This is a genomic window from Rossellomorea sp. GAMAL-10_SWC, from assembly GCF_049568075.1.
Lineage (GTDB): Bacteria > Bacillota > Bacilli > Bacillales > Bacillaceae_G > Gottfriedia.
In genome coordinates this window covers 2,071,930-2,086,846 of the sequence record NZ_CP144911.1, presented here as the reverse complement: position 1 = coordinate 2,086,846, position 14,917 = coordinate 2,071,930, and the positions used below count along the sequence as shown (strand labels likewise).

Below are 14,917 nucleotides of genomic sequence, written 5' to 3'. Positions count from 1 at the left end.
ATAAAGGGTTCATGAGGAAGTTAAAAAGGAAAAATGAGTGCTATAGTACCTCATAGAGTGTTCATGAGGAAGTTAAAAAGAAAAAAAGTGAACTATAGTACCTCATAGAGTGTATATGGCTACTGGAAAAACAATAATGAATACAGTATACATAAAATAGGACCAAATATTATTAGAATTATCTGAAATATAAGGTCCTAAATATACAAAATATTAACTTTAAAACCTATTTATTTTTTTAATACTAACGAATACGTTGTCGTCTCATCCACTGAGTCGCAACCCATTTTTCTCCGCTAATAACAGGACTACCTGCATGAATCGTTAGTTCATTGATTGCTTCGTCCTGATAAAAATATTCGAAGTATAAAGCAGTGCCTTTTTTGGCGGTAACAGAATAATTAAGTGTAGGAAAAATCGTTTCTCCGCCTTCTTCCACATCATTTAAATAGAGAATAAGTGTACTGATTCTATTATTATTTGTCCGATGATTAGAAAAGTAATCGAAATGCGGTTTATACTGCTGACCAGGCTCGTAATGAAGAATTTGTAATGGTTCTGCATGTTCGATTGGAATATTCATAATCGTTTCGACTCGTTTTTCAATGCGTTTGATCAGTTCCGTTTCACTTTCCTCAAAAAACATACCACTACTTGTTCGCATCTCATTTTCCACAGGAGTTAACCCAATTTTTGACCGTTTCATACGTAATTTTGCATGGTTTATTAGCTCGTCACATTCTTCATCACTTAAAACATTATCAAGTAAGACAACTAACGGTTCCTCTTTCCGAGAAAGTATCTCAATCTCGCGATCAATTGTTTGGATAATCGGGCCAGTATGATTAAAAATGGTTTGTTCGGTTTCCTTTAAATTTCCTACTTCTAACATTTTGTCACATCTCCTTGTATATTTCATTAATACAAATCCTAGGAAAAATTGGTGAAATCATTGCTTTGAACAAATTTCGCAAATCATTTTTGTAGAAAAGAAAAAACACTAAAATTAAGATTGTTGAATCAAGGCTACAATATCCGTAGACAAAATATCTGTTTTTAGAATAAATTCCTCATTGTGTTGGCATTTTCCTGCTTAAATCAAAGTCTATCAGACTAATGTTTAAAGAAAATTTTGAAAAAAAATTTTAGGGCATATTAATTGTGGTAATTCGGGAGTATTGTCGAATTTAAATGTATTGAAAAACCGTAGTATTGATAAAAAGGGGGATATGTTAGAGTTAAATAATACAAGAAATGATATGATTTAATCATATGAAAATAGTAATTATCCAATCGAATGTTGGATTTTTAATAAAGAAAAAAGGTCAGATAAGTTAAAACTAACTCATCTAACCTTAGGAAGCTATCTATTTCATTGGCTGTAATGCCTTATAACGATCGACTGCTTTTTCATCTGGAGTTTTTGACATTTTGTAATGATAGATCGCATCTTCCCAGTCTCCATACATCGGATTTGGTAATTGGATATACTTTATACCTAGGTCCTTTGCAATTTTATCGACATTATCTTTTCGAGTTTTCAAATCCGCTTTATAAAAAATATCTGATAAATCGTTTGAATTATCGCCTACTAACATAACAATTTCATGAGTTTTTGCAATCTCTGCTTGTCGTGGTCCTTTTTGAGCTATATCTGTTTTTAAAAATAAATGTTTTGAGTCAACATTCGGTAATCCATGTAAATTCAAATTTTTAATTGTGTCATCTCGTGTTTTTTCAGGACGATTTGTAAGATAAAAAACATCCACATTCATTTTTTTCGCTGCGAGCAAGAAATCTTTTGCACCTGGGATTAAATTAGCTTTTGCCATATGGATCCATTCATCCCAGCCTTGTGGGTAGGAAGTATTATTTTTAATGGACCAAGCAGTATCAGGGGAATTATCAAGGATTGTTTCATCAATGTCTAAAACTACTGCGGCTGGTTTTGCCTTTTTATTTAATTTATCACTTGCTTTCTTTTTAACCATTGTTTCAGCAAGCTCTTCTTTTGCTTGATTATAAATTTGAATTTGCAAAGCTTTATTTTCCGCAGAGGATTGAAACCAATTAGTAGACATAACATTATGTTCTTGTGTGCTTCTTGCAAATTCAGCTTTACTAAAACCAATGCCAGCCAATGAACCAAATGCAAATGCAAATAAGATAGAGAGAATAATAACAATTTTTTTCATAATAATTTCCTTTCATATATATTAAATGTACTAGCTAAATAAAAATTAGGTAGTAAATATGAAAAATTGCTTTTCAAGGTTGTTATTGCCTAAAGACTAAAAAATATTCGCTTTTAATTAAAAATTTCATTTACCGTAATTTTGGAAATTTCTGAATTTTGTAAAGAAAGTGATATGATATAAGGGGTTTAAATTTAAGGTGAAAGGGAGGCTATCGATGACTATTCATTTAGAATTCGTAACAAGAGAAAATTGGGAAGAAGCTTTAAAACTTGATATAGATAGTGAACAATTGAATTTTGTTCCTTCAGTTGCAGTATCCATTGCAAAAGTATATATAAAACCAGATGGCGAAAATGTGGAATATATCCCATTTGCAATTTATGATGATCAGAAAATGGTCGGATTTATTATGCATGCTTATGAAGAACATACAACAAATAGTTATTGGATAAATGGGTTTTTAATTGATAAACAGTTTCAGGGTAAAGGTTATGGTAAATTAGCATTTGCTGAAATGATAAAATGGATAATGAATAAATTTCAGCAATGCAATGAAATTCGCTTAACAGTTCATAAGGATAATAAATTAGCTATGAATTTATATAAGCAATCCGGATTTAATCCAACTGGTGACTACTTTGGAGAAGAAGCAGTTTGGTATTATATTGTTCAGAGATAACTGAATTTTCCGTATTATTAATTTTGAATAATATGTGAACAATTTTTTAAATGATAGGAATTAGTACCTATTTTCAAGAAATAGTAGAGTATGTCAAAAAATAGAGGTTTTTACGCTATGGAGAAATGGGAACGGAGACTAATTAATACGAAACGAGGTACATTTGAAGTATTTTGTAAAGGTGAGGGAGAGCCTTTATGTGTCACACATAATTACTCTGAGTTTAATGATACTGGAGATTATTTTGCCAATTCATTTACTAAATTATTTAAAGTTATTTTAATAAACTTAAGAGAAACAGGTAATTCCGAAAAAGCACATTTTCCTTATGAATTAAGTATGTTAGAAACGATTTTTGATTTAGAAGACATTAGGGAAACGTTAGGCTATTCATCCTGGAATTTTGCTGGACATTCTACCGGTGGAATGCTTGGAATCATTTATGCGATCTATTTTTCAAATTCTTTAAATCATAATATTATCGTTGGGGCTGCAGCAAGAGACTATGCAACATTTTCAAAAAACTGTATTTATAACCGGGCTCATCCGCAATTTAATAACATGCAAGAATTAATTGAAAGATTAAAAAGTAATGAAGTGTCTAATGAAGAAAGAAAAGCGCTATCAATTGAGCGAACAAAGCTATCTTTACATAAACCTGAACGATACCATGACTATTTTAATTTACCAATCTCTAAAAAAATGTCTGCAATTCGACTTAATTATTTTAATAGGGAATATCAAATTTACGATGTAACAAAAAAGTTAGCTTTAATAAGTTGTCCAACTTTAATCATTTGTGGCAAACATGATGTACAATGTCCAATCGAATATTCAGAAGAAATGGCTGAAGGAATAGAAAAATCGAAATTAGTCATTTTAAATGAAAGTAATCATTATCCATTTTTAGAAGAGAAGGAACTTTTTTTTAAGGAAGTAAATCAATTTATTAAAAAAACGCTTGTCTAAATTCACTTTATGGAGTGGAAAATAAAAATGATCTATAGAAAGAAGTCTTATAAAATAAACCCAGAAAAATTATTACAATTTAATGATTTTTTTCATCAATATTTATATCCGAATCAAATTAAGCATGGCGCTAAATTGATTGGCAGGTGGGTAAACGAATCGAATGATAAAATTGAAGCGATTTGGCAATATGAAAGTATTGAACAGTATGAGCAGATTGAAATGATGATAAAGGAATCTGAGCTTCATCTAAAAGCAATAGAAAAAAGGGCTCAGATAGGTAAATTATTTATAGAAAGTCATCAAGAATTTCTTACTTCAACTTCACCAATTGGAACATATCAACTTCCTAAACACAATGTTTAGAGTGAGTAGGTTATTATAAATGATAACTGAGTAGTCATATTTGTTCAAAACGAGAATCGTTCAGATATAATAGAAATGTCTGGGGGCAAGTAGAATTGATAATCGATTTGAAGTAAAACAAGAAATTTAGAAATAATCAACCAATAATCACTACAAAGCGATTCAAATGAATCGTTTTTTTTTTTTTTTTGAATTGTTAGAAAATAGTTAATTCATGGTAAAATAATTTTAATATAAAATAGTCTTAAATATGTCCAACATTATTTAACTTTTCATTTAAGGAGAATACAAAATGAATTTGCCAGTCCTTTTCGTTATTATTGCGTTTTTTTTATCAGTAGTTTGTGGTTCTGGATTTAGTCCATTGTTAATAACAAATGTTTTACTTGCCTTAATCGCAGGGATATTATATGAACGTAGAGAAGAAAAACAAGGTAATGAATAATTTACTAAAGCTGGAGGATTAAAGTTGTTATCAATTCATTTAAAAAGACTCTGAGATACGGTAATTATTGAAGAGGATGATTCAAAAGAAATAAATTTTGGTGAAGAAAAAGAGTTTGAATTTCAATTACTATGCGATACAGCTCATTTGGATCGTATTTTATTTTTTTTTACTAAAATATGATAGCCTACCTAATTTAAAAGAGGTAGGCTATTTTAATGATCAAATTGATTGGATAGATTTTTCATTTTTATTGAATTTGCTTACTTCTAGATCAATCACTTTAATTAATAGGATTGTAACTAATACAAAAACAACATCTATAAAATAGATTAAAATGTTTAAATAAGTTTCCTGTAGCATTATACCAAGCATTGCTCCCATCATTCCACCCATAATTCCAGCAGTTATACCTTCTAGTACAGCCATTAATGATAAAGGTTTACCCGTTAAGTATCCTATTAATATGCCTGCAGTCATTGAAATAATTGTAGGGATTGTTAAATCTGTATTCCGAAAAAAAATACCAAAGATTGTACCCACGGTGACACTTGTCATCATTGAATTGGTCATACTGATCATTTTTCCAGCTGTACAAGAAAGTTTTTCTTTTTTTCTATTTGCGATTAAGATGACATATGATGAAAGTAAAACAGTTAAGACAATGCTAGCCCATTCTAAGAACATTAAGTTAAACTCCTCCCTATGTAGGATCCTTAGTTTATTGAGTTATAACGTTCAATTATATGTTGAAAAAGCTTAATTGTATGATGAGATTACAATAATTTTATTTTTAATTTATGCTTTCACATTTTATCACAAATTTAATGAACCTTTTTAAGTAAAGTAGGGGTGAGAATTTTATCTAAAAAGGAGTGATGTTAATGAAGAAATTCTTTTACATATTCATAACTATGTTATGTATTTTACTAGTTTGTTCTGGCTGTGGAAAAAAGGCTGAAGTTAAATCGAGCCCTTTTTTAGATCATATTCAATTTTCAATTAACGAAGAAATATTAAGAAATAAAAACCATACACATGTGTATCTAGTAAATTTAGTAGATTCAGATGGAAAAGAAGTTGATGTAGATTCGATTAATTTTAAAGTGGAAATGAAAAGTATGAATCATCATGTTGAAGCGAGTATGAAGAAAATAAATACAGGTATATATGAAGTGAGGTTGGAACTACCAATGGAAGGTACTTGGAGTAAACAAATTACTTTAAAAAAAGGTAAAAATGTACGTAAAGTATCAATTAAATAAACAAGAATCAGAAAAAGATAGTAAATATAGTAAACTAGACTATTTTTACTATCTTTTTTCATGAAATAAAATTAGTTGTTCATATTAGCCAGATTGATTTACCAGCTTCTGTTATTAAATAATTAATCTACAACAATATAACCAATCATCGGTGCCCCGTCATGGGAATGTGTATCACAAATTAATCGGTATGTACCTTCTTTTTTAATGAATAAAGGTACCTCAGTCGTTTTACCTTTGACAACTACACCCGTGATATTTGTTCCTTCGATATGGAAACTATGTTCTTTTCCGTTTATTCCATGAATTTTTAAATTTACTTTTTGGTTTTTTTCAACAACGATCGTACCTGGATCCCATCTATAAGCTTCGATTTCCGTTCCATCATCTAGTTTTGTACTGAATTCAGCTGTAATCATATCGATGTCTATTGTTTTTACGTGCTGCTGCTCTACTGCAGTTTGAACTGAATTTGGAGTTAAGTAATACCAACCACTTAATCCAATCACTACAAGGAGAAAGCAAATTAATAACCATTTTTTCTTAATAAAAATAAAGTGCATATGACACCTCCAAAATTAATTTCATATTATAAAATATGCTTATCCTACTAATAACTTGTCTACTAATTCTATCTATTATTCATAATGTATAGAAGGGAATAATTACTAAATTTAGATTATTCAAGAATGGTAATCTACTATATAATGGAAATGTAGTAATTTTTTTGGAGGGGATCTGATGTTTAAAAAAGTACTAGCTAGACTAGGAATTGGAGCAGCTTCGGTAGATACAATTATTCATACGAAAGATTTATATCCAGGAAAAAATGTTGAAGGTGTAGTTGAAATTAAAGGTGGTTCAGTTGCACAAGAAATTAATCATATTGGGCTTAAATTAAAGTCTTATGCTAAAAAGAAAAGTGGAGACGATGAGGTAAACGTTAAAATTCAATTACATGAAGAACGTGTATCCGGCAAAATGAAAATTGAAGCGAATGAAGAAAAAGTAATTCCTTTTTCGTTCCAATTGCCATTTTACACACCGATTACATTAAGACATGGCCAAGTTTGGATTGAGACTGATTTAGATATCGATTTAAGTATAGACCCAACAGATACTGATTTCTTAAAGGTTCATGCACATGAAGAATTAGCAAACTTTGTAGAAGCTTTTAAAATTTTGGGCTTTCGTTTACGTCAGGTTGAAGTGGAGGCTCAAAATGGTCGATTTTATCAAGAGTGGGAGTTTGTTCCAAGCTCTAAAAGAGAATGGCGATTTGATGAAATTGAATGTATGATCGAACCGAATAAAGATGGACTGTTTATGGTGGTAGCAGTAGATAAAGCTGGTTCATATCGTGGTTTAACAGGTTTACTACAAGAGTCATTGGGATTAGATGAAAAGAAAACATCACTTAGCTTTAAAAATGAGCAACTTAAAGATGTGCAATCAATTGCAAATTCGGTTAGGGCTTTTTTACAACAATATAACTGATAAAAAAGTAAGAGAGAGTTTTTGTCTCTTGCTTTTTAATTTTTACACTTTCTGAAATTCTCATTCTTTAGACTGAATTTAAATGGAATTTATAATAAAAACTATCCGTAAAAGAATTTATCGAATACAATAGTTTTTATTAGAAAAAATTAACATTTTTAAGTTGAAAAGGAGATTTTATGAGATCAAACGTGAAAAATATGAAATGGATTTCGGGTGGTTTTGAAGCATTACTCGGGATACCTGTTCTAGGTGGTTCAATCGTTATTGGTTTTGGATATACGCCATTATTTATAGCTTTAATCCTCCACATTATTACACTCGTGTTAGCGAAAAAGGCTGGTGTCTCTGCTAGTGGAAATATTTTTGGAATCGTAACTTCTTGTCTTGCATGGATTCCGATATTTGGTATGATTATGCATATACTATCAGCTATTTTTATATTAATTGGTGCAGCGACTCAACGTTCAAAATAGACTTATTTGGGATTATTACTAAGTTTTATGTGAATAAGCACAAGACTAACATCAGTTTAATCTTTAGTAAATACACAAAGTTCAAAAAAATTTGATTATCAGTCTGAGACTAACATCAGGTTAGTCTTTCATTATATTTAAGAAAGAGTGGTAAAGTTGGTCTTTTTCTTAATCAGTGGTTTTTTCATTCTTCTTATTTTAGGAATTGTTTTAATTATAAAGGGTTTTTTAGTAAAAGGACTAATTTTGATTAGTGCAAGTATCGTTTTTGGAATTATTATGATTATTTACTATGAGCGGAGGAGACAGAAAAGGGGATTCGATTGGTGTGATTGCGGTGATTTTGGTTTTATACCAGATTGTGACATACCTGATTGTCATCATCACATGCCTGATTGCACACCGGATTGTGCACCAGATTGTGATTGTAGCCCAGATTGTCCAAGCTAATAGGGGGATTAATTTTGATTTTAAATTGGATTCCATGTCATCGTAAGCAAGAAAGGTCATTTCAAATAGGTTCTTATACTTTTCCACTATGTGCAAGATGTACTGCCATACTTCTGGGGTATTTGTTTCTTCCATTTCTATTTATGATCTCATCATTTATATTTTGGTGGTATATTCCTATTTTAATGATTCCGTTATTAATTGATGGGTATACACAAAAGTGGAAATGGAGAGAAAGTAATAATTTCTTACGTTTCATAACAGGATTCTTATTTGGAATTGCTCAAACAATCTTGATTGTTAATTCTGTTTTATTTTTGATTCAAATTCTAATGTAACTTCTATATCACGCTAATATGAATTTTTTCCTACCTGATTGGTTAAAGTAACATTTAGATTCTTTACTAAGGAGGATTAATAAATGGAAGATACACATGAATTTGTCGAAAAATTACATGAAAAACAAAGAAAAGACCAAAAAAATAAAGAACATCAAGGTAATGGAACACCAAATGAAAAATTACCTACTAAGCAACATGGAACAAATAAATAATGATTGTTTTACTGGCCATGGCAAATGTCATGGCTAGTTTTTTAATTTCATAAAAGAAAGGAAGACATCTAAATGTCTTCCTGCTCCTTAATTATCCATTTTTACCATCTATGTGCCTTAGCATTGCTTCTTAAAATGATCGTGTTCTGAGACTCCATAGTATGTCCATTGACTTGTGATTTAGCATGTTTAGGTCTAGTCCAATTGTGGTAAAATTTCTGAGAATGAGGATCTAAATGATTTTTTAATGTCATGTTTGATTCACCTCTAAGATAATTTAGGATATCTTTGATATTCAATTGAATATCGTTGTTAGTATTTGAAACTTAGTTGAAAAAGATACTATTTTAAGTCACTAAAATAATTTGATTTAATTTTACATGAGATTTTGGTTTATACGAATATAAATTAACTTAAAGTATTTAAGGTGAAAATAGAATTTCATTTAAGTAAATTGTTAAATCTAAAAATTAATGGTTATTAATGAGCGTTTTAATTGATAATCCATTGTATCGTTTATTATTATTTTAAGTAATAGAATATACATCTTGCTAAGTTGTTGAAATAAGATGGCAATTTTCAATAAGAAAAAAACAATAATGTATTAACTAAAAAATGATGTATTTTCAAAGAGGAGAATATTTAGTCTAACTTTTTTTCAATTTATTCAAAGGGGAAACCGAAATGGATATTCAAAATGAGGTTTTACAATTTAAGATGGACATAGGCGTTAAAAAACCTGATAGTATTAAAAATAAAGAAGTTAAATGCCCATTCTGTGATCGTGAAAACTTAACGGATATTATCGATACAGCTGGCTCAATCATTTATTTGAAAAATAAATTTCCGACATTAGAAGATACTTTTCAAACTGTTATTATTGAAAGCGATGATTGTGAAGGAGATCCTTCGAAATATTCATTAACACATTTGACAGAATTATTAGCCTTTGCAATTGATAAATGGGATGAAATGGAATCAACAGGGGAATTTAAATCTGTTATTTTATATAAAAATCATGGCCCATTATCAGGGGGAACACTGAGTCATCCGCATATGCAAATTGTTGGCTTAAAAAATATTGATTACGACAAAAAGGTAACAGATGTATATTTTGAGGGGATTACCATTTCGTCGGGTAATGGATATGAATTAAACATTTCTACTCATCCAATTATGGGATTTAGAGAATTCAATATTCTTATTGATGAACCCAAATTTGTTCCACAAATGGCCGTCTACTTACAAACGGTTACACATTACTTACTTAACCATTTTTATAAAGGACTTCAAAGCTATAACTTATTCTTTTATAAATGGAAGGGGAAAATTATTTGTAAAATTATTCCTAGATTTGTTGTATCGCCACTATTTATCGGCTATTCAATTTCTCAAGTGTCAAATCAGTTAGAAGTACATAAAGATCAAATCCTTAGTCTTTACCAAAAAGAATTAGAGGCAATTTCTTCAATATAAAAGAGAGCTTACAAGGCGTAAGCTCTTTTTTGTATTTAGGAAAACTTCTATAATCAACTTCCAAGTAACTATAATCCGATTATTTAATAAATAATTCGTTTTTTAATTCTCTAATTTGCTCAATATGACGTTTTTCATGAACACCTATAAAAGGAATCCATTGTTTTAAATTGATTTGTCCAAAAATCGGATGTGGCATTCCCTTATCATCCAATTTATGATCTTTAGTTAGTTCAACAAATTCATGTAGTGATTTTCTAGATTGGTTCAATTTCTTAGTCATTTCTATTTTAGTAATGAATTGATCAGTTGGTTCAAAATGAGGTGGAGAGGTTATTTTTTTAGTACGATCAGTTGCTAGATGAATTGGCTTATCTTGTATAACTTCACTAGGTGCTTCATTAAATGTACGTGTCATTAGCTTTACTAATTTAGATTCCATTAAGTATAAATGTTCAAGTACTTGCATAATGGACCATTTTTCATTATTTACCTTCTTATTTAACTGTTCATCTGTTAAATGATCAATCACTTCAATAAGTTCTTCACGAATTTGGATATTCTCTTTCAAAAGGTATTCCCCATTTCTATTTTAATAATGATAAACCAAAATTTTAACCAGACTCTATGAATCTAAAATTTGAGTATTACTTGTTTAGATAAATATTATGAGTAATCATAAGAAATAATATAAAAAACAAATTTACCTTCTATTTTTAGTTTAATGTAGCTTGAAAATTTTTACAAATTTGAACGGTTTTGAAAGCTTTTGAATGATTTAGGTTTTTAATGAACGTTTTTGGAAGAAAATGATTGATTTTTTATTTTTTGTGTCTTATACTTGGTTTTATGAAAGGATGAATTCTATGTTAACTCCGGAAAGACAACAATTCATTATAGAGATGATCAAAAGAATGGGTATTGTGAAATTAAGGGATATTGTAGAGGCTACAAATACTTCTGAGTCAACAATACGTCGTGATTTAGTTGAGCTTGAGTCTCTTAATCTCTTAAAAAGAGTCCATGGTGGAGCAGCTTCAATCAATAGTAAAGCCACTGAATTAAGTATGACTGAAAAAACATCCAAAAACGTTCAAAGTAAAAAATTAATCGCCGGGCTTGCAGTAACTCAAATTAATGAGGGCGATTGTATATATTTAGATGCTGGTAGTACTACATTCGAAATGATTCCTTTATTAAAGGGGTTAGATGTAACAGTCGTTACGAATGGATTAATGCATGTTGAAGCTCTTTTCGAAAATGAAGTGTCCGCATATCTTATAGGTGGAAAAATGAAAGGGCATACAAAAGCGTTGATTGGAAGTATGGCTTCTGAAAGTCTAAAGAATTATCGATTTGATAAATGTTTTATTGGGGCGAATGGTATCCATCCACAATTTGGCTATACTACGCCAGATCCTGAAGAGGCGTTTGTAAAGAAAACAGCAATCTCTATTTCAGAGAAAGTATTTATAATAGCTGATTACAGTAAATTTGGTGAAACAAGTTTTGCGAAGATTGGTGAAATTGAAGAAGCGATTATTTTAACGGACGAAATAGATGATGCTCTAGCCAAACAATTAGAGGAAAAAACATCTTTGATAAAGGTAGTGAAATCATGATTTATACAGTAACACTTAATCCTTCAATTGATTACATCGTTGAAGTAGAGGATCTAGGGTTAGGAAAAATTAATCGAATGAAAAGGGAAAATAAATTTCCTGGTGGTAAAGGAATTAATGTTTCTAGAGTTTTGAAAAGATTAGATGTGGAAAGCATAGCACTTGGTTTCGTTGGAGGATTTACAGGAGATTTTATTAAAAATGTCTTGGAAAATGAAAGCGTTACATCTGACTTTGTTCAAGTAGAAGGCGATTCTAGAATTAACATAAAATTAAAATCTCAACTAGAAACTGAAATTAACGGACAAGGCCCTGCAATTTCTGAAGAAAAATTAGATCAATTTTTTTATAAATTAAAACAAATTAAAAAAGGTGATTATGTTGTATTAGCTGGTAATATCCCTAATACATTACCATCTGATTTATATGAACAATTGACTTTGTGGGGACAAGAAAATGGAATTCATATCATTGTAGATGCAAGTGGAAAAGTACTTTTAGATGTGGTTAAACATCGTCCATTTTTTATCAAGCCAAATCATCACGAATTAGGTGATTTATTTGATGTCAAAATTACTTCAATTGAGCAAGCAATCCCGTACGGTAAAAAATTAGTTGAAATGGGTGCTCAAAATGTAGGAATTTCGTTTGCAGGTGATGGAGCGATTCTTATTACAGAGTCTTCCGTTTATGTATCAAATGTTCCAAAGGGAGAAGTAATTAATTCAGTCGGTGCAGGTGATTCACTTGTGGCTGGTTTTGTTGGTACTTATGTAAAAACAAATAATATTGAAACTGCATTTAAAGTAGGTGTAGCATCAGGTAGTGCTACCGCTTTTTCAGAGGATTTAACAAAAAGAGAGAAAATTGAAGAATTACTTAATCAAGTAAAGATTGAAAAAGATTAGGGGGACGAAATATGAGAATCACAGAATTATTAAAAATAGATACAGTTCTCATTGATTTGAATTCATCATCAAAAATGTCAGTAATTGATGAATTAATACAAGTTTTAGATCAAGCAGGGAAATTAAACGATCAACAACAGTTTAAAGAAGCGATTTTAACACGTGAAGGTCAAAGTACAACGGGAATTGGAGAAGGTATTGCAATTCCACATGCTAAAACAGCGGCGGTTAAGACTCCTGCCATTGCATTTGGTCGATCAAAAGATGGGATTGATTATGAATCACTTGATGGTCAACCGGCGCATTTATTTTTTATGATTGCAGCTAGTGAAGGCGCAAATAATGCGCATTTAGAAACTTTATCTAGATTATCTTCACTATTAATGGATGAAGAATTTCGCGGATCTTTATTAAGTGCAAAGGATGCAAATGAAATTATTCAGTTAATCGATCAAAAAGAAAAATCGTTAAATGATGAAAAAGAAGAAACAGTTATAGAAGATTCTTCACGTCCACTAGTCCTTGCAGTTACTGCATGTCCAACAGGTATTGCTCACACTTATATGGCGGCAGATGCTTTAAAGGCAAAAGCAAAAGAATTAAATATTGATTTAAAAGTTGAAACGAATGGATCAACAGGGATAAAAAATGAATTAACAAAAGATGAGATTAATAGAGCAGCAGCTATTATCGTAGCAGCGGATAAACAAGTTGAAGTAAATCGCTTTGATGGAAAGCATGTCATCCAAGTACCAGTAGCAGATGGAATTCGTAAGTCAAAGGAATTACTTGAAAGAGCTGTTAAACAAGATGCACCAATTTTTCATGCTAATCATAATGGTGGAGGAAGTTCTTCAACTAATCAAGGTTCAGGGATTTACAAGCACTTAATGAATGGTGTAAGTAATATGTTACCTTTTGTCGTTGGTGGAGGAATTCTAATTGCGTTAGCATTTGCTTTTGGAGGAATTCATACAAAAGGTCCTATTGCTGAATTACTAATGAAAATTGGAGGAACTGGTGCTTTTAGTTATTTAGTACCTATATTAGCTGGTTTTATTGCAAGTTCGATTGCCGATCGACCTGGATTTGTACCAGGGGTAGTTGGTGGATTTTTAGCTTCAAGTGCTGGAGCAGGATTCTTAGGTGGTTTAATTGCAGGTTTCTTAGCTGGTTATGTTGTACTTGGACTAAAGAAAGTATTTTCTAAGTTACCAAAATCATTAGAAGGTATTAAGCCAGTTCTATTATATCCAGTATTTGGATTATTAATTACTGGTGTTTTAATGGAATTAGTCGTAAATCCTCCTGTAACTTATTTAAATTCAGCTTTAACTCATTGGTTAAGTAGTTTAAATGGTGGAAACGCTGTATTGTTAGGATTAATTCTTGGTGGAATGATGGCAGTCGATATGGGTGGACCTATAAATAAAGCTGCATTCACATTTGGTATAGCTGCAATTGCAGCAAATAATTTTGCACCACATGCTGCAGTAATGGCAGGTGGTATGGTTCCTCCATTAGGTATTGCTTTAGCTACTACACTTTTCAAATCGAAGTTTACTGAAATGGAACGTAAATCAGGTATTACGAACTATATTATGGGGATTTCTTTTATAACAGAAGGAGCGATACCATTTGCTGCTGCAGACCCAGTAAGGGTAATTGTCAGTTCTGTTGTAGGTTCTTCAATTGCAGGTGGACTTGCAATGGCGTTTGGTATTACATTACCTGCACCACATGGTGGAGCATTTGTTATTCCGTTAGTAAATAAGCCAGTATTGTATTTACTAGCTATCTTAATTGGCTCTATTATCACAGCGATCATGCTTGGAATTTGGAAAAAAAGAGTAAATGAATAATTAAGTACAATAAAAAGGCGACCTTATAGTCATTATTTTGACTTATAGGGAAGCCTTTTTTTATTCGAATGTTAACGTTTTTACAAATACTGGAATTTACAAGTGAATAATAACCTTAATTTAACGCAAAATAAATCTAATTTATTGTATG

Annotated in this window: 20 protein-coding genes; 14 read left to right on the top strand and 6 right to left on the bottom strand. The window is 30.8% G+C overall.

Translation table 11 applies throughout. From position 1 onward, the window contains the following. Window positions 1–244: 244 nt before the first annotated feature. Window positions 245–892 (bottom strand): prolyl 4-hydroxylase family protein, encoded by a 648-nt coding sequence (locus V5E38_RS10140; protein ID WP_499213184.1) that lies wholly within the window; start codon window positions 890–892, stop codon window positions 245–247. 475 nt (window positions 893–1,367) lie between these two features. Continuing rightward, window positions 1,368–2,195 carry an HAD family acid phosphatase gene (locus V5E38_RS10135; RefSeq protein WP_499213183.1) on the bottom strand — a complete coding sequence of 276 codons (828 nt, stop codon included), beginning with the start codon at window positions 2,193–2,195 and terminating at the stop codon, window positions 1,368–1,370. A gap of 217 nt (window positions 2,196–2,412) precedes the next feature. Here V5E38_RS10135 and V5E38_RS10130 point away from each other — a divergent pair, with 217 nt between their 5' ends. The 4 genes from V5E38_RS10130 (at window position 2,413) to V5E38_RS10115 (ending at window position 4,657) form a co-directional block, all read left to right on the top strand. Further along, entirely contained in the window at window positions 2,413–2,877 is a 465-nt protein-coding gene (locus tag V5E38_RS10130; RefSeq protein ID WP_499213182.1) for a GNAT family N-acetyltransferase, read from the top strand. A 117-nt stretch (window positions 2,878–2,994) separates the two neighbouring features. Then, window positions 2,995–3,846: an alpha/beta fold hydrolase gene (locus V5E38_RS10125; RefSeq protein WP_499213181.1), complete on the top strand. Its 852-nt coding sequence runs from the start codon at window positions 2,995–2,997 to the stop codon at window positions 3,844–3,846. A 27-nt stretch (window positions 3,847–3,873) separates the two neighbouring features. Further along, window positions 3,874–4,212 (top strand): NIPSNAP family protein, encoded by a 339-nt coding sequence (locus V5E38_RS10120; protein ID WP_499213180.1) that lies wholly within the window; start codon window positions 3,874–3,876, stop codon window positions 4,210–4,212. A 292-nt stretch (window positions 4,213–4,504) separates the two neighbouring features. Next, window positions 4,505–4,657: a hypothetical protein gene (locus V5E38_RS10115; protein ID WP_499213179.1), complete on the top strand. Its 153-nt coding sequence runs from the start codon at window positions 4,505–4,507 to the stop codon at window positions 4,655–4,657. A gap of 222 nt (window positions 4,658–4,879) precedes the next feature. On the opposite strand, the gene V5E38_RS10110 is transcribed toward V5E38_RS10115, so the two are convergent. After that, on the bottom strand, window positions 4,880–5,344 hold the full coding sequence (locus V5E38_RS10110; protein WP_499213178.1) for a hypothetical protein: 465 nt from the start codon (window positions 5,342–5,344) through the stop codon (window positions 4,880–4,882). 197 nt (window positions 5,345–5,541) lie between these two features. On the opposite strand from V5E38_RS10110, the gene V5E38_RS10105 reads away from it, so the two are divergent. After that, on the top strand, window positions 5,542–5,922 hold the full coding sequence (locus V5E38_RS10105) for a FixH family protein (RefSeq protein WP_499213177.1): 381 nt from the start codon (window positions 5,542–5,544) through the stop codon (window positions 5,920–5,922). A 122-nt stretch (window positions 5,923–6,044) separates the two neighbouring features. Here V5E38_RS10105 and V5E38_RS10100 read toward each other — a convergent pair whose 3' ends face one another. Continuing rightward, a complete protein-coding gene (locus tag V5E38_RS10100; protein ID WP_499213176.1) occupies window positions 6,045–6,485 on the bottom strand; it encodes a cupredoxin domain-containing protein in 441 nt (146 codons plus the stop codon). Window positions 6,486–6,663: 178 nt separating this feature from the next. On the opposite strand from V5E38_RS10100, the gene V5E38_RS10095 reads away from it, so the two are divergent. The 5 genes from V5E38_RS10095 (at window position 6,664) to V5E38_RS10075 (ending at window position 8,898) form a co-directional block, all read left to right on the top strand. Further along, window positions 6,664–7,419 (top strand): sporulation protein, encoded by a 756-nt coding sequence (locus V5E38_RS10095; protein ID WP_097976927.1) that lies wholly within the window; start codon window positions 6,664–6,666, stop codon window positions 7,417–7,419. Window positions 7,420–7,598: 179 nt separating this feature from the next. After that, window positions 7,599–7,895, top strand: a complete 297-nt coding sequence (locus tag V5E38_RS10090) for a hypothetical protein (RefSeq protein ID WP_499213175.1) — start codon at window positions 7,599–7,601, stop codon at window positions 7,893–7,895. Between the two features lie 156 nt (window positions 7,896–8,051). Beyond that, window positions 8,052–8,345 (top strand): hypothetical protein, encoded by a 294-nt coding sequence (locus V5E38_RS10085; RefSeq protein ID WP_499213174.1) that lies wholly within the window; start codon window positions 8,052–8,054, stop codon window positions 8,343–8,345. A 14-nt stretch (window positions 8,346–8,359) separates the two neighbouring features. Beyond that, window positions 8,360–8,683: a DUF2085 domain-containing protein gene (locus V5E38_RS10080; protein ID WP_499213173.1), complete on the top strand. Its 324-nt coding sequence runs from the start codon at window positions 8,360–8,362 to the stop codon at window positions 8,681–8,683. An 83-nt stretch (window positions 8,684–8,766) separates the two neighbouring features. Beyond that, entirely contained in the window at window positions 8,767–8,898 is a 132-nt protein-coding gene (locus V5E38_RS10075) for a DUF4023 domain-containing protein (protein ID WP_056466015.1), read from the top strand. 101 nt (window positions 8,899–8,999) lie between these two features. On the opposite strand, the gene V5E38_RS10070 is transcribed toward V5E38_RS10075, so the two are convergent. Beyond that, the gene (locus V5E38_RS10070) at window positions 9,000–9,152 is read right to left on the bottom strand and encodes a YpzG family protein (RefSeq protein ID WP_069032114.1); all 153 of its coding nucleotides are present in this window, start codon (window positions 9,150–9,152) and stop codon (window positions 9,000–9,002) included. Window positions 9,153–9,588: 436 nt separating this feature from the next. Between V5E38_RS10070 and V5E38_RS10065 the strand changes: the two genes are divergently transcribed. Beyond that, entirely contained in the window at window positions 9,589–10,374 is a 786-nt protein-coding gene (locus tag V5E38_RS10065; protein ID WP_499213561.1) for a DUF4931 domain-containing protein, read from the top strand. 79 nt (window positions 10,375–10,453) lie between these two features. Here the strand turns inward: V5E38_RS10065 and V5E38_RS10060 are convergent, their stop codons facing one another. Continuing rightward, window positions 10,454–10,945: a DinB family protein gene (locus V5E38_RS10060; protein ID WP_499213172.1), complete on the bottom strand. Its 492-nt coding sequence runs from the start codon at window positions 10,943–10,945 to the stop codon at window positions 10,454–10,456. Between the two features lie 295 nt (window positions 10,946–11,240). Between V5E38_RS10060 and V5E38_RS10055 the strand changes: the two genes are divergently transcribed. The 3 genes from V5E38_RS10055 to V5E38_RS10045 are packed head-to-tail and all read left to right on the top strand — an operon-like array spanning window position 11,241 to window position 14,766. Further along, window positions 11,241–11,996: a DeoR/GlpR family DNA-binding transcription regulator gene (locus tag V5E38_RS10055; RefSeq protein WP_286133577.1), complete on the top strand. Its 756-nt coding sequence runs from the start codon at window positions 11,241–11,243 to the stop codon at window positions 11,994–11,996. Then, complete coding sequence (gene pfkB, locus V5E38_RS10050; protein WP_499213171.1) at window positions 11,993–12,904, top strand: 1-phosphofructokinase family hexose kinase; 912 nt, start codon at window positions 11,993–11,995, stop codon at window positions 12,902–12,904. The genes V5E38_RS10055 and pfkB overlap by 4 nt, the downstream gene beginning before the upstream one ends. An 11-nt stretch (window positions 12,905–12,915) precedes the next feature. Beyond that, window positions 12,916–14,766 (top strand): PTS fructose transporter subunit IIABC, encoded by a 1,851-nt coding sequence (locus tag V5E38_RS10045; RefSeq protein WP_499213170.1) that lies wholly within the window; start codon window positions 12,916–12,918, stop codon window positions 14,764–14,766. Window positions 14,767–14,917: the final 151 nt, after the last annotated feature.

Coding starts and splice junctions, on each gene's coding strand:
- V5E38_RS10125 (WP_499213181.1), top strand. CDS start 2,995: ATGGAGAAATGGGAACGGAGACTAATTAATACGAAACGAGGTACATTT.
- V5E38_RS10130 (WP_499213182.1), top strand. CDS start 2,413: ATGACTATTCATTTAGAATTCGTAACAAGAGAAAATTGGGAAGAAGCT.
- pfkB (WP_499213171.1), top strand. CDS start 11,993: ATGATTTATACAGTAACACTTAATCCTTCAATTGATTACATCGTTGAA.
- V5E38_RS10120 (WP_499213180.1), top strand. CDS start 3,874: ATGATCTATAGAAAGAAGTCTTATAAAATAAACCCAGAAAAATTATTA.
- V5E38_RS10055 (WP_286133577.1), top strand. CDS start 11,241: ATGTTAACTCCGGAAAGACAACAATTCATTATAGAGATGATCAAAAGA.
- V5E38_RS10095 (WP_097976927.1), top strand. CDS start 6,664: ATGTTTAAAAAAGTACTAGCTAGACTAGGAATTGGAGCAGCTTCGGTA.
- V5E38_RS10070 (WP_069032114.1), bottom strand. CDS start 9,152: ATGACATTAAAAAATCATTTAGATCCTCATTCTCAGAAATTTTACCAC.
- V5E38_RS10090 (WP_499213175.1), top strand. CDS start 7,599: ATGAGATCAAACGTGAAAAATATGAAATGGATTTCGGGTGGTTTTGAA.
- V5E38_RS10075 (WP_056466015.1), top strand. CDS start 8,767: ATGGAAGATACACATGAATTTGTCGAAAAATTACATGAAAAACAAAGA.
- V5E38_RS10115 (WP_499213179.1), top strand. CDS start 4,505: ATGAATTTGCCAGTCCTTTTCGTTATTATTGCGTTTTTTTTATCAGTA.
- V5E38_RS10135 (WP_499213183.1), bottom strand. CDS start 2,195: ATGAAAAAAATTGTTATTATTCTCTCTATCTTATTTGCATTTGCATTT.
- V5E38_RS10100 (WP_499213176.1), bottom strand. CDS start 6,485: ATGCACTTTATTTTTATTAAGAAAAAATGGTTATTAATTTGCTTTCTC.
- V5E38_RS10105 (WP_499213177.1), top strand. CDS start 5,542: ATGAAGAAATTCTTTTACATATTCATAACTATGTTATGTATTTTACTA.
- V5E38_RS10140 (WP_499213184.1), bottom strand. CDS start 892: ATGTTAGAAGTAGGAAATTTAAAGGAAACCGAACAAACCATTTTTAAT.
- V5E38_RS10045 (WP_499213170.1), top strand. CDS start 12,916: ATGAGAATCACAGAATTATTAAAAATAGATACAGTTCTCATTGATTTG.
- V5E38_RS10110 (WP_499213178.1), bottom strand. CDS start 5,344: ATGTTCTTAGAATGGGCTAGCATTGTCTTAACTGTTTTACTTTCATCA.